At 71.1% G+C, this 12,607-nt stretch carries 14 protein-coding genes and 1 pseudogene; 8 read left to right on the top strand and 7 right to left on the bottom strand.

The window, feature by feature from the left end; genetic code table 11:
* A partial coding sequence (locus tag DI269_RS28685) for a response regulator transcription factor (RefSeq protein WP_198667500.1) occupies positions 1-443 on the top strand: 443 nt, incomplete at its 5' end.
* Between the two features lie 120 nt (positions 444-563).
* Positions 564-2,093 (top strand): multicopper oxidase family protein, encoded by a 1,530-nt coding sequence (locus DI269_RS16970; RefSeq protein WP_112137954.1) that lies wholly within the window; start codon positions 564-566, stop codon positions 2,091-2,093.
* Between the two features lie 106 nt (positions 2,094-2,199).
* Here the strand turns inward: DI269_RS16970 and DI269_RS16975 are convergent, their stop codons facing one another.
* From DI269_RS16975 to larB, 3 genes are read right to left on the bottom strand one after another with little or no spacing between them, the layout of a single operon-like run.
* Positions 2,200-2,574 (bottom strand): PH domain-containing protein, encoded by a 375-nt coding sequence (locus tag DI269_RS16975; protein WP_112137957.1) that lies wholly within the window; start codon positions 2,572-2,574, stop codon positions 2,200-2,202.
* A gap of 34 nt (positions 2,575-2,608) precedes the next feature.
* Entirely contained in the window at positions 2,609-3,934 is a 1,326-nt protein-coding gene (larC, locus tag DI269_RS16980) for a nickel pincer cofactor biosynthesis protein LarC (RefSeq protein WP_232822791.1), read from the bottom strand.
* Positions 3,931-4,617 carry a nickel pincer cofactor biosynthesis protein LarB gene (gene larB / locus DI269_RS16985; protein ID WP_112137959.1) on the bottom strand — a complete coding sequence of 229 codons (687 nt, stop codon included), beginning with the start codon at positions 4,615-4,617 and terminating at the stop codon, positions 3,931-3,933. The genes larC and larB overlap by 4 nt, the downstream gene beginning before the upstream one ends.
* Positions 4,618-4,797: 180 nt before the next feature.
* On the opposite strand from larB, the gene DI269_RS16990 reads away from it, so the two are divergent.
* From DI269_RS16990 to DI269_RS17010, 5 genes are all read left to right on the top strand, one after another.
* Positions 4,798-5,529, top strand: coding sequence for a glycerophosphodiester phosphodiesterase (locus tag DI269_RS16990; protein WP_157975051.1), 732 nt, complete (start codon positions 4,798-4,800; stop codon positions 5,527-5,529).
* Between the two features lie 113 nt (positions 5,530-5,642).
* Positions 5,643-6,044 carry an ATP-binding protein gene (locus DI269_RS16995; protein ID WP_112137964.1) on the top strand — a complete coding sequence of 134 codons (402 nt, stop codon included), beginning with the start codon at positions 5,643-5,645 and terminating at the stop codon, positions 6,042-6,044.
* A 116-nt stretch (positions 6,045-6,160) separates the two neighbouring features.
* Complete coding sequence (locus DI269_RS17000) at positions 6,161-7,492, top strand: glycosyltransferase 87 family protein (RefSeq protein ID WP_112137967.1); 1,332 nt, start codon at positions 6,161-6,163, stop codon at positions 7,490-7,492.
* A 59-nt stretch (positions 7,493-7,551) separates the two neighbouring features.
* Positions 7,552-7,818, top strand: coding sequence for a TFIIB-type zinc ribbon-containing protein (locus DI269_RS17005; protein WP_112137969.1), 267 nt, complete (start codon positions 7,552-7,554; stop codon positions 7,816-7,818).
* A 277-nt stretch (positions 7,819-8,095) separates the two neighbouring features.
* On the top strand, positions 8,096-9,295 hold the full coding sequence (locus DI269_RS17010) for a chymotrypsin family serine protease (RefSeq protein ID WP_112137971.1): 1,200 nt from the start codon (positions 8,096-8,098) through the stop codon (positions 9,293-9,295).
* A 54-nt stretch (positions 9,296-9,349) separates the two neighbouring features.
* Here DI269_RS17010 and dnaB read toward each other — a convergent pair whose 3' ends face one another.
* Complete coding sequence (gene dnaB, locus DI269_RS17015; protein ID WP_112137977.1) at positions 9,350-10,804, bottom strand: replicative DNA helicase; 1,455 nt, start codon at positions 10,802-10,804, stop codon at positions 9,350-9,352.
* Between the two features lie 323 nt (positions 10,805-11,127).
* On the opposite strand from dnaB, the gene DI269_RS17020 reads away from it, so the two are divergent.
* Complete coding sequence (locus tag DI269_RS17020; RefSeq protein WP_112137973.1) at positions 11,128-11,517, top strand: hypothetical protein; 390 nt, start codon at positions 11,128-11,130, stop codon at positions 11,515-11,517.
* 156 nt (positions 11,518-11,673) lie between these two features.
* Here DI269_RS17020 and rplI read toward each other — a convergent pair whose 3' ends face one another.
* The 3 genes and pseudogenes from rplI to DI269_RS29140 form a co-directional block, all read right to left on the bottom strand.
* Complete coding sequence (gene rplI / locus DI269_RS17025; RefSeq protein WP_112137980.1) at positions 11,674-12,135, bottom strand: 50S ribosomal protein L9; 462 nt, start codon at positions 12,133-12,135, stop codon at positions 11,674-11,676.
* A 23-nt stretch (positions 12,136-12,158) separates the two neighbouring features.
* On the bottom strand, positions 12,159-12,404 hold the full coding sequence (gene rpsR, locus DI269_RS17030; protein ID WP_106362737.1) for a 30S ribosomal protein S18: 246 nt from the start codon (positions 12,402-12,404) through the stop codon (positions 12,159-12,161).
* Positions 12,405-12,470: 66 nt separating this feature from the next.
* A pseudogene (locus DI269_RS29140) lies at positions 12,471-12,607 on the bottom strand (single-stranded DNA-binding protein); the annotation flags it as partial.

Genomic DNA, 12,607 nt, shown 5'->3' on the forward strand with positions numbered 1-12,607 from the left:
ACCCGCTCGCGGCCGCCGCCGAACCGAAGCGGGACTGGGCCGAGCCGTACCGGCAGGCGTACGCGCGCTGGCGCCTGGCCGAGGCACTGCTGGCCGCCCCGGGCGCCGACGCCCGCCTCAAGGCCGCCGAGGCGGTGCTCGCGGCGAAGCGGACCGCGGTCGAACTCGGCGCGGAGCCGCTGCGCAAGGAGCTGTGCGCGCTGGCCGAGCGGGCCCGGCTCGACACGGCGATGCCGTCGTCGACCCCGTTGACGCCCAGGGAACTCGCGGTGCTGCGCCTGGTCGCGCGGGGCCTGACGAACCGGCAGATCGGCGCGGAGCTGTTCATCTCGGAGAAGACCGTGAGCGTGCACCTGTCGCGGGCCATGGCGAAGCTGGAGGTCGCCGGGCGCGCGGCCGCGGTGAACGCCGCCCACATCCGCGGCTACCTCGCCGAGGCCTGACAGGTCCCGGGGACCGCTACCCGGGGTTGACTCCGGGTGCGCGCGTAGCCCTGGGGGTGTACGCGCATTGCCTTCCCCGGCCCGATGCATCGGCGCCTTCGCGCCGCGAACATTGCGTTCATGAAGCGGCGTAAAGCACTGAAGTGGACCCTCATCGGTGTCGGCGGCGGCGTGGGCGCGATCGCGCTCGGCGGCGCCGGGACCGTCGCCTACCTGTGGAACGAGGCCAAACTCGACACCGCCGGGAAGGTCGACTTCGCCAACCCCCTCGCGATCCCCCCGCTCGCCGAGTCGACCAGCGACCCGTCGGGCGCCCGCGTGTTCAACCTGGAGATCAAGTCCGGCACCACCGCGCTGCGGGCGGGCCGCGAGACCGCGACCTGGGGGATCAACGGGAACTTCCTGGGCCCGACCATCCGCGCCAGGCGCGGCGAGGAGGTCGCGTTCTCGGTGTACAACGGCCTGGACGAGGGCACCTCGATCCACTGGCACGGCATGCACCTGCCCGCGGTCATGGACGGCGGCCCCCACCAGGAGGTCGAACCCGGCGGCGACTGGACTCCCCAGTGGACGGTCAACCAGCCGGCGGCGACGCTCTGGTACCACCCGCACCCGCACGGGCGCACCGGCGACCACGTCTACCGCGGCCTGGCCGGCATGTTCATCGTCGACGACGAGGAGTCCGCGGCCCTCCCGCTGCCCTCCGACTACGGGGTCGACGACGTCCCGATGATCGTCCAGGACCGGAACCTGAACGGCGACAACCAGTTCGAGGGCGGCGGGTCGTTCATGAGCGTGCAGGGCATCCTCGGCGACCAGATCATGGTCAACGGGACCCTCGGCCCCTACTTCGACGTCGCGACCCGCCTGGTGCGGCTGCGGCTGCTCAACGGCTCGGTCTCGCGCCTGTACAACTTCGGCTTCAGCGACGACCGCCCGTTCCAGCTGGTCGCCACCGACGGCGGACTGCTGCCCGAGGCGTGGGAGACCGACCGGATCCAGCTCTCGCCCGGCGAGCGCGCCGAGATCGTGGTCGCGTTCGAACCCGGCGAGACGGTCGTGCTCAGGTCGCACCCGGCCGACGAGGGCTACACGGGCCCGCTCGGGCGCGTCAACGGCGCCGAGGACCTGCTCGACGTGTGCGAGCTCCGCGCCGCCGACTCACTCGCCGACGAGACCTCGGTCCCCGACGCGATGGGCACCGCGCCCGACCTCGACCCGGCCGACGCGGTCGAGGAGCGCTCGTTCTCCCTGTCGGGGTTCAACCAGATCAACGGCGAGGCGATGGACCTGCAGCGCATCGACTTCGGCGTCCGCGAAGGCACCGTCGAGCTGTGGGAGGTGGACAACGCCGACGGGTACATGCACAACTTCCACGTGCACGACGTCCAGTTCCAGGTCGTCTCGGTCGACGGCGCCGAGCCGCCCGAGCGCCTGCGCGGCTGGAAGGACACCGTGCAGCTCGTCCCGCAGCGCAAGTACCTGCTGGCCCTGCGGTTCGCCGACTACACCGACCCGGACCTGCCGTACATGTACCACTGCCACATCCTCGCCCACGAGGACTCGGGGATGATGGGCCAGTTCGTGGTCCTCGGCGAGGGCGAGGAGATCGGCCAGGTCCCCGCCGTGGCCGCGCACGGCGGCCACTGAACCGCGGCCACTGAACCGCGGCCTGAAAAGCCGGGCGGCGCCGGACCCCCTCCTCCGTAGGCACCACGGGGACGGGTCCGGCGCCGCTCTCAAGTCGTTGCGGGGCTTAGAGGAAGCTGGCGGCGATGTGCTTGGCGATCGCGGGCAGGTCGACGTTCTCCTTGAACTCGAAGCGGACCTTGCCGAGGCCGGAGAACCACAGGTCGAGCTCGCCGTCGTTGTCGGCCAGGCCGTCGGTCTCGATCGAGAACGCCTGGATCCTGTTGAACGGCAGGGACGCGTAGTCCTTCTTGCGGCCGGTGATGCCCTGGACGTTGACGGCGATCACGCGCTTGTTCGTGAACACGATGAAGTCGCGGACGCCCTCGTACGTCAGGACGACCTCCTCGCCGTCGACCAGCAGGGGCTGGACCTCGTCGCGGAAGCCGGGGTCGTCGGACTGCTTGAGCTTGAAAACTGAACCATTCTCGAAATCGATCATGCGGGCAGGATATAGCCTCCGACCCAAGCGTGCGTCAACGCGGATACTCCTGCGCCGCAAGGGCCGTGGCCTGCGCTACGACCACTTTGAGCGGCCGCCCGAGCACGGCCGCCGCGGCGGCCGCGTCCTCGTACTCGACCGAGGCGTTGACGACCTCGCCGTGCTCTACAGCGATCTTCACCCCGATCGACTGACCGTCCACATCGACCAGTGCATACCGGCGCTCCAGTGCGTACTTGTCGATCTCGTAGGAGCGCATGCCGATCGTGGTCGTGTGCCGCACGAGCGCCGAGCGCACCGCGCCGACCGCCTCGGCCCGGCACAGCACGTGCACCGTGTGCGCCGGACGGCCCTTCTTCATGAGGATCGGCGTCAGCCACGCGTCCGAGGCCCCCGCTTCGAGGAGCGCGGCCAGCGCCGCAGGCCACAGGCGCGGATCGAGGTCGTCCACGTTCGTCTCGATCACCACCGGGCGACCCGCCTGGGGGGCAACGGTTTCGGAGGCGGGACCGGCATGGTTGTGCTCGTGGTCGTGACGGTGGCCGTGGTCGTGCGCGGGACCCCCAACGTTCACGCCGTGAACGTTCGCCGAATCCTGAACGTTCACACGGTGAACGTGCGCCGCCCGCCTCGGCGCCGCGACCTCGCGGCCGATGACCAGGCGCAGCAGGTTCGCCCGCTCCTGCGGGTCGCGCCCGCCCGCGCCGACGCCGACGCGCTCCACGACCATCTCCGGCAGCGGCCCGTACTCGGAGGCCGCGGCCGCGATGATCGCCGCGCCCGTGGGAGTGCACGCCTCGTACGGCACCGCGCCCACGACCGGCGCGCCCGCGTCGGCGAGGACCCGCAGCACCGCCGGGGCCGGCAGCGGGATCGACCCGTGCGACCCGCGCGTCGTGCCGCCCCCCACGGTCACCGTCGAGGCGCTCAGCCGCGTGATGCCCAGCGACGCCAGGCCCGCGGCCGCGCCCACGATGTCGGCGATCGAGTCGAGCGCCCCCACCTCGTGGAAGTGCACGTCCTCCTCGTCGATGCCGTGCGCCGCCGCCTCGGCCGCCGCCAGCCGCACGAACGCGCCCAGCGCGATCTTGCGGGCCGTCTCGTCCAAGTCGGCGCCTTCGAGCATCGCCCGGATCGAGCGCCAGCGCCGGTCGTTCGCGGCCTCAGGGACCTCCACGTCCACTTTCGTCCCGGCCAGGCCGTGCCGGGCGACCCGCTTGGCGGACAAGCGGACCGGCTCGGTCCCGAGCGCGTCCACCGCCGCCTGCATCAGCTCCAGGGGCACCCCGGCGTCGGCCAGGGCGCCCAGCATCATGTCGCCGCTGGCGCCCGCCGAGCAGTCGAGCCACGCGATCGTCACGGCGCCGCCTTCACGTTCAGGATGCGGGCCGCGGCCATCGCCGCGCCGAACCCGTTGTCGATGTTCACCACGGTCACCCCCGGCGAGCAGGAGTTCAGCATCGTCAGCAGCGGCGCGAGCCCGCCGAACGCGGCCCCGTACCCGACCGAGGTCGGCACCGCGACCACCGGCGCGGCCACGAGCCCCGCGACGACGCTAGGCAGCGCCCCGTCCATGCCCGCCACCACGATCACGCACACCGCCTCGCGCAGTTCGGGCAGCTTGTCGAGGAGCCGGTGCAGCCCGGCCACGCCCACGTCGGCGGTCAACCGGGCGTCGATCCCGTTCGCGCGGGCAGTGATCTCCGCCTCCCTCGCGACCGGCAGGTCCGAAGTCCCGGCGCACACGATCGCGAGCGGCCCGGCCTCCGCCGCCGGAAAGTCGCCGACCGCGCACACGCCCGCCTCGGCCAGGACCGCGTCGCCGAACGCCTCCCGGACGGCCGCCTCGCACGCCGCATCGCAGCGCGTCGCGACCGCGACCCGCCCCGGGTGGGCCTCGCGCAGCGCCGCCAGGGCGCCCACGACCTGCTCAGGGGTCTTGCCCGCCGCGTACACGGCCTCGGCCGTCCCCGTCCGGGCCGGCCGCCCGACGTCGATCTTCGCCCACCCCAGGTCCCGGTAGGACCCCTCCTCGTATTGCACGACCCCATCCTCCCTCCCCGGAGTGACGGTCCGCTACTCGATGCGCTCCCTTCCCGGCGACAGGGAGTCGGCGCGCGGACACCCGGCGTTCACCTCCGTGTGCGCCCGTTCACCGGCGGAACGAGAGCCGGACACCGTTGTGCGGCTCGGCCGTCGCCCCCACCGTCTATCGTTCAAAGGGTGTCCCAGCCGCTGATCGCCGCCCACCGCGGCGCGAACGAGTTCCTTCCGGAGCACTCCATCGCCGCGTTCCGGCAGGCGATCGTCGAGGGCGCCGACGCGTTCGAGTTCGACATCCGCCTCACCGCCGACGGGCACCTCGTCCTGCACCACGACCGGACGATCAAACGCACCTCCGACGGCAAAGGCGCCGTGGCGGACCTCACACTCGCCCAGTTGCGGGAGTTCAACTTCGCGCACCGCTACCCCGACTGCGCCGGCAACCCCGAGGCCGAGCGCATCCCCACCCTCGAAGACCTCTTCGGCCTCGTCGTCGACTCCGGCAAGGACCTCAAGCTCCTCATCGAGGCCAAGCACCCCTCCAAGTTCGGGCCGCGGCTCGAACTGCGGCTGTGGGAGACGCTCCGGCGCTGGCCCGGCCTGGACGTGACGGTCATGTCGTTCTCGCGCGCCGCGCTCAAGACCTGGCGGGGCCTGGACGCCGACACGCCGCTGGTGTGGATCTTCGAGTACCCGTTCCGCCGGCCGCCGGAGGGTGTCCAGGTCCTCAGCTCGCGCGTCGACTACATCGATTCGACCCCCGAATTCGTCGAACGCAGCCACGAAGCGGGGTACGAGGTGTACACCTGGACCGTCAACGACGCCGACACCGCGCACCGGATGGCGGGCCTGGAAGTCGACCTGATCTTCACCGACCGGCCCGCGGCCATCCGGCAGACCCTTACGGGGTGAAAGCCGCGTCTCGGGACGGACTCCGCGTGCGACGGTAATGCTGGCGTCGCGTCGATGTAAAAGGTAGGTTGCTGTATAGCTCCGACCCGCATCGAGGAAGGAAGGGGACAGTGATGCCAGCTGCGATACCGGCGCCCGAGCGGCTTCGCGTCCCCCACCAGTCCGGGGCGCCGGGCCAGGTGCGCCGGTGGCTGCGCGACTCGCTCCCCGACCTCCCCGACGAGGCCCGCGACGACCTGCTGGTGTGCGCGACCGAGCTCGTCTCCAACGCCGTCCGCCACGCCCGGCCGCTCCCCGGCAACGAGGTGTGCGTGGCCTACACGCTCGGCCCCGCCGACGTCGAGGTCCGCGTCATCGACGGCGGCTCCCGCACCCACCCCCACGTCTGCTCGGTCAACCTCGACTCCGCCCACGGACGCGGCATGTTCATAGTGTCCAAACTGTCCACCGACTGGGGAGCCCGCACCTTGGGAGACGGCACCCAGGAAGTCTGGGCCCGGATTCCCTTTCACTAGGGCCGGACTGTCGGACCCCCGTGGCACCCTTCGAATCGGGGGCCCGCGATTTCGGATCCGCCGGGGCTGCCGCCTGCCGTCCGGCGGGGCTCGCCCCGCCCCCGTACGCTGATCGGGTGTCGAACCGTCCGCTCTTCATCGACCTCGCCTTCTACGCCGTCGCCGCGCTCTTCGCGGGCGCCACCGCGCTGTGGACCACGCTGGAGCCGCACTCGCAGTGGGGCGCGATCGCGTTCGGCGGCTACCTGCCCGCCGCGATCTGCGCCGCCGTACTGCTGACCCAGCCGGGCGCGGTGTGGCGCGGGCGGGCCCTCGTGGCCGCCGGGACGGCCGTCGCCGTCACCGCGATGCCCCTGGCGTTCATGGCGGTCGACCGCGCGAACGGCGTCACCGGCCGCGCCCAGGAAGAGGTCCTCGTCGTCGAGTCCTCCGGCGCGCGCCTCCTCGACACCGGCAGCCCCTACCTCCACGCCGACGCCATCGCCGCCCTCCCCGAGCCGCTCCTCGGCTACAACCCGTACCAGCCCGGCATGGCCGTCTTCGGCCTCCCGGCCGCCGCGTTCGGCGAGCACTGGTGGACCGACGCCCGCATCTGGTTCCTCCTCGCCGCCGCGGCCTGCGCCGCCGCCGCGGTGAACCTCCTGCGCCGCCGCCCCGGCGGGCTCGGGGCCGGGAAGGGCCCGCTCTTGCGCGCCTTCCAGGCCACGTTCGTGTTCCCCGTGTGCGCCTTGACGTTCGCCACCGGCGGCGACGACATGCCCGTCGTCGCCCTCATCGTCCTGGCCCTCGCCTACGCCCACCGCGACCGCCCGCTCGCCGCTGGCCTCGCCGTCGGCGCCGCCGCGGCCCTCAAGCTCTTCGCCTGGCCCGCCGCCGTCGTCATCGGCTTCCTCACTCTGCACAATTACGGCTCGCAAGCGTCGCCGAGGCTGCGCCGGGGCGGCCTGCGCCGCTACCTCGGCGGCTTCGCGCTCCCGGTCGCGGTCACCATGATCCCGGTCCTCGCCGTCGACGCCCGCGGGTTCTTCGACAACGTCATCGCGTTCGGCCTCGGCCACGGCGTCGTCACCTCGCCCGCGCAGTCCCCGCTGCCCGGGTTCCTCATCGCGCGGCACGTCCCCGGCGGCGAGCTCATCGCCCCCGCGCTCCTCGGCGTCGCCGCGCTCGTCATCGCCCGGCTCCTGTGGACGCGGCCCCCGGCGTCGGCCGCCGCGGCCGCACTCTGGTGCGCCGCAGGACTGTCGACCGCGTTCCTGCTCATGCCCTCCACACGCTTCGGGTACCTCCTGTACCCGGTGGTGCTCCTCGGCTGGTGGCTGCCGCTGCGCGACGCCATCGCCGGCTCCGCCCACGGGACCCTCTTCGCGGGCGTCCCGCAGGAGGCCGTCGACGAACTGGAGCACGAGACCGGCCCCGGCCCATCACTAGCCGTCGAGTGGTGGCGCTGACGGGCGCTGGTGCCGAACGGATCTCGCATCGGAGGGCTACGGTGTGTACCGTGACCGGTATGCACCTCACCTGCCCCAAGTGCGCTGCGGCCATGCGCCAGTACGAGCGCAACGGCATCGTCGTCGACCAGTGCTCGGCGTGCCGGGCCGTGCTCCTGGACCGCGGCGAGCTGGAGCACCTCATCGACACCGAGAAGTGGGTCAACAACATCCAGCCGGGAGCCCCGGCCGGTCCCATGCCCGGGTACCAGGGCGAACCCGACACCGCCCAGACCATGCGGCTCAAGGAGCGGCGCACGCTCCTCCAGATCCTCTTCGGCGACTAACCGCGTTCAAGGCGCGCGAGTGCTCATGGAACTCGTTGCTCCGCAAGGTCTCTCGGACCAGAACGCCCATTGTCGCCTTTCCGACTGGCGACCACATCCCCAGTGCCGCATGCCCGCTCGCCGCCACGCCGCTCCGATCGCGCCGTCGCGGGCCACAAGGGACCACGCGTCCCGGTCCGTGTCGGTAGCGTTACTTCTTGTCCAGGCCACCACGCCTGGCGTCGGGCCCGACTCTCGACAATCGCCGCTCCTCGATGAAGAGAAGATCGGAAACTCCATGAAGATCCCCATCGCGCGGCGCGTGCTCATCGCGCTCGCATCACTCGCGCTGCTGCTGGCCCCGCAGGCCGCCGCCGCGCACGACGACCCCGACCCCGACGACGGCTACCAGACCCCCGAGGAAGGACTCAAGGACGACCTCTCCAACACCGCGAAGGAACGCGGCTGGACCTTCGCGCAGGCCGAGGACCAGTACCTCGTCGCCCAGGCGATCGGCGACATCGCCGCCCAGATCGCACCGGAGCGCCTGGACGTGTTCGTCGGCACCGCCCTGTCCGACGAGCCCGGCGGCACGCCGACGATCTACATCAAAGGCGACGCCGACGACTTCGTCAAGCGCGTGATCAGGGAGAGCGGGCAGGACGTGGTCCTCGCCGACGGCCAGCCCTTCTCGTACCTCGAACTCAAGGGCCGCAACGAACGCCTCAACGGCGAACTGGTGAAGCTCGGCTACGTCGACCTCTCCGGCGGCTTCGACGTCACCACCGGGCGCATCAGCACCGAACTCGCGGCCCAGTCCGGGCTGCCCACCGACCCCGACAAGATCCTCGACCGGCTCTCCGACGAGTTCCGGCGGGGCGTCACGCTGAAGGTCGTCGACAAGCTCGGCAACACCGCCGAGCACGGCTACGGCGGCGAGGCGGCCTACGACGGCGGCGTGTTCGAGTGCACCACCGGCTGGACGGTCGTCAGCCCGACCGGCGTCACCGGGGTGACCACCGCCGGGCACTGCACCGGGATCGACCAGGCCTGGCAGCCCGGCTACGGCTACGTCGACCTGGTCTGGCAGAACCAGGTCCGCAACTACTGGGGCGACATCGAATGGCACACGACCCCGACCCACATCGACGAGCCGGAGTTCTACGCCCACCCCAACACCCGGCGCGACACCCTGTCGGTCGAGCCGTGGTGGGGGTTCACCGTCGGCGAGTCGATCTGCATCTTCGGGCGCTCCACGGGCTCCCGCCAGTGCGGACTCGACGTGCAGAACCCCTGGTGGTCGTGCACGCTCGACGGGTACCTCACGGAGAGCCTGGTCCGCATGGACGGTGACGTCACCATCGGCGGCGACTCCGGCGCGGGCTGGTCGTGGAACAACCACGCCTACGGCTCGCACGTCGGCGACTGCAGCTGGCAGAACGTCTTCTCCAGAGCCGACGACTTCAACGACGCGATCGGCGTGAGCGTCCTCATCTAGGCCGCTCCGCCAAGCCGCGGCTCTGCTATCCCGCAGGGCCGCGGCGCCGCCGCGCTAGACGGCCATGTCGACGAAGCGCGACAGGTGCAGCTGGGCCGCCACGGTGATCGTGTCCGTGGCGCCGTTGCGGTGCTTGGCGACGATGAAGTCGGCCTCGCCGGCGCGCGGGGACTCCTTGTCGTAGTAGTCCTCGCGGTGCAGGAGGATGACGACGTCGGCGTCCTGCTCCAGCGAGCCGGACTCGCGGAGGTCGGACAGCTGGGGCCGCTTGTCGGTGCGCTGCTCGGGTCCGCGGTTGAGCTGGGCGACCGCGATCACCGGGCACTGGACCTCTTTGGCGAGGAGCTTGAGGCCACGGGAGATCTCGGAGACCTCCTGCTGGCGCGACTCGACCTTCTTCGGCGAGGTCATGAGCTGGAGGTAGTCGACCACGATGAGCTTGAGGTCGTGGCGCTGCTTGAGGCGCCGGGCCTTGGCCCGGATCTCCATCATGGTCATCGACGCGGTGTCGTCGACGAACAGCGGCGCCTCGGAGATGTCGCCCATGCGCTTGGCCAGGCGCGTCCAGTCGTCGTCGGACAGGTCGCCCGAGCGCAGGACGTGCATCGGGACGCGCGTCTCGGCCGAGAGGAGGCGCATGACGATTTCGAGCTTGCTCATTTCGAGGCTGAACAGGGCCGCGGCATGGCGGTGGTGCAGGGAGGCGTGCCGCATGAAGTCCATTGCGGCCGTGGACTTCCCGGCGCCGGGGCGGCCGGCGACGATGATGAGCTGGCCGGCCTGGAGGCCCGACAGGAGCCGGTCGAGGTCGGCGAAGCCGGTGGGGATGCCGGTCATGACGCCCTGGTTGGCGCCGATCGCCTCGATCTCGTCCATGGCGGGCTGGAGGAGGTCGGACAGGACCGCGAAGTCCTCGCTCTGGCGGTTGTCGGTGACCTCGTAGACGGCCTGCTGGGCGAGGTCGACGAGGTCGTCGATGTCGCGCCCGCCCTGGCCGCCGCCGTAGCCGTACTGGACGACCTTGGTGCCGGCCTCGATGAGGCGGCGCAGGATCGCCTTCTCCTTGACGATCTTCGCGTAGTACCCGGCGTTCGCGGCCGTGGGCACGGCGTTGAGCAGGTCGTGGAGGTAGGGGCCGCCGCCGATCTTGGCGAGGTCGCCGGTGTCGGCGAGGGCCGCGGCGATGGTGACGGCGTCGGCGGGCTCGCCGTTGCCGAACTTGTCGATGACGGCGTCGAAGATCATGCCGTGCTTGGGCTGGTAGAAGTCTCCCGGGCCGAGGACCTCGATGACGTCGGCGATGGCGTCCTTGCTCATGAGCATGCCGCCGAGGACCGACATCTCGGCCTGGACGTCCTGGGGCGGGGTGCGCTCGTAGGTGCGGGCGGAACCGCCGCCTCCGCCTCCGCCGCCGCCTGCGAAGGGGTCCTCCGGGGGCGTGTCGAAATAGGATCCGTTCGAGCCGTTGGCGCCTCGCGAGAAGACGCCGTCCGTCGACACATCCGTCATGCCGTCCACCCCCTCGGTCACTGTGCGTTCATGGAGACAGTACCGCCCGCATACGACAGAAGGGCGGCGTCAACGACGCTATGTCGCGCCGGGCACGGTTGCAAACGACCCTGTGGACAACCTGTGGACAAGGTTGTGGATAACCTGTGGATAACTGGGGGCGGGCCTGTGGACAACCTGTGGACAAAGAGGCGAGGACGCCTCGAATCCGGGTCGGGAGCTGCGGCGACGTCGTCCACCGCCTGTGGACGGAAATCCGTTCGTGCCAACTTGCCACTAGCATTGGGAGCGTCCCCGGCACGGATCAGAGGAGAGGCGGGCCCATGACCGCTCCGCAACGCCCCGAACGCAGGCCGCGCCTCGACCCCGAAGGCGACGACCGGCCGGGCGAGCGCGCGTTCACCCCGACGTTGCTGGTCACCCTGGCCTGGTACGTGGTGCCGATGGCGGTCTACCTGACGTGGGTCCTGTCGCAGCCGCCGGTCGAGGCGACGTGTGCGGCCACGGGCTGCTCGGTCCCCGCGCGCATCGGCGCGGCCGTGGCGGCGGGCTGGGCCTGGACGCTCTCGTCGCTCACCGCGAGCCTCCTGGTGGCGGTCCTGCTGCGGCTCCCGCGCGCGGGATGGCGCGCGGGCGTAGCGGGTTCGGCGGCCGCGATCCTGGGGGCGGGCCTGGTGACGGTGATTCTGCGAACCGCCGGCTGGGTGATCTAGCGCCGGTAGGCCGTACGGGCGGCCCCGGGTACCCACCCGAACCCACCTTCACCCAACCAACCGAAAAAGACCACCCTTTCACGGGGGTACGACAAAGGCCCGCGACCGGGGAACCGGTCGCGGGCCTTCGATGTACTTGCCTTGCGCGCTTGCCTACTACTTCTTGCGGCGCTTGGCCGGGGTGACCTGGAGCTTGAACTTCGCGGTCACCTCCGGGTGCAGCCTGACCGTGACGTCGTAGGTGCCGACCGACTTGATGGTCGAGGCGAGCTCGACGCGGCGGCGGTCGATCTTCGGGCCGCCGGCCTCGTCGACGGCCTTGACGATGTCGGCCGCGGTGATGGAACCGAAGAGGCGGTCGCCGTCGCCGGTGCGGGCGACGATGTGGGCGTCCGTCTGCTTCAGCTGGTCCGCCACCGAGCGGGCCTTGTCGAGGTCGTGGATCTGGCGGGAGGCACGCGCACGCTGGATCGCGTCGACCTCCTTCTGACCGCCCTTGGTCCACGCGATCGCAAGCCCCTGCGGCAGCAGGTAGTTGCGGCCGTAGCCGGGCTTGACCTCGACCACGTCACCGGCCGAACCGAGGTTGGGCACCTCATGAGTCAGGATGATCTTCATGTTGCTCATGTCGCGCTCCTTCCTTAGCGGGTCTGGCTGGTGTACGGGAGCAGGGCCATCTCGCGGGCGTTCTTGACGGCCGCGGCGATCTGACGCTGCTGCTGGGTGGTCACGCCGGTCACACGGCGGGCACGGATCTTGCCGCGGTCGGAGATGAACTTCCGCAGCAGCGCCGTGTCCTTGTAGTCGACGTAGGTGATGCCCTCTTTTTCAAGCGGGTTGGGCTTCTTCTTCGGCTTCCGCAGGGGAGCCGATTTCGGGTTGGCCATGTCTCTGTCTTGCCTCTTACTCGAGATCGTTCCGGTCCGCCGCACTCGTGAACGGCAGCGACCGGTTTAGAACGGCGGGTCCTCGTCGAAGCCGCCGGCACTGGCGCCACCGCCGGCCGGGGCCGCGGAGGCCCAGGGGTCGTCGGGCATCGAGCCGCCGGCAGCGGCACCGCCGCCGCCCCCGAAGGAGCGGCCGCCGCCAC

Origin of the sequence: Glycomyces dulcitolivorans (assembly GCF_003265355.1) — a bacterium.
In the GTDB taxonomy this organism is placed as follows: domain Bacteria; phylum Actinomycetota; class Actinomycetes; order Mycobacteriales; family Micromonosporaceae; genus Glycomyces; species Glycomyces dulcitolivorans.

Coding starts and splice junctions, on each gene's coding strand:
- DI269_RS16970 (WP_112137954.1), top strand. CDS start 564: ATGAAGCGGCGTAAAGCACTGAAGTGGACCCTCATCGGTGTCGGCGGC.
- DI269_RS16975 (WP_112137957.1), bottom strand. CDS start 2,574: ATGATCGATTTCGAGAATGGTTCAGTTTTCAAGCTCAAGCAGTCCGAC.
- DI269_RS16995 (WP_112137964.1), top strand. CDS start 5,643: ATGCCAGCTGCGATACCGGCGCCCGAGCGGCTTCGCGTCCCCCACCAG.
- DI269_RS17005 (WP_112137969.1), top strand. CDS start 7,552: ATGCACCTCACCTGCCCCAAGTGCGCTGCGGCCATGCGCCAGTACGAG.
- DI269_RS17010 (WP_112137971.1), top strand. CDS start 8,096: ATGAAGATCCCCATCGCGCGGCGCGTGCTCATCGCGCTCGCATCACTC.
- dnaB (WP_112137977.1), bottom strand. CDS start 10,804: ATGACGGATGTGTCGACGGACGGCGTCTTCTCGCGAGGCGCCAACGGC.
- DI269_RS17020 (WP_112137973.1), top strand. CDS start 11,128: ATGACCGCTCCGCAACGCCCCGAACGCAGGCCGCGCCTCGACCCCGAA.
- rplI (WP_112137980.1), bottom strand. CDS start 12,135: ATGAAGATCATCCTGACTCATGAGGTGCCCAACCTCGGTTCGGCCGGT.
- rpsR (WP_106362737.1), bottom strand. CDS start 12,404: ATGGCCAACCCGAAATCGGCTCCCCTGCGGAAGCCGAAGAAGAAGCCC.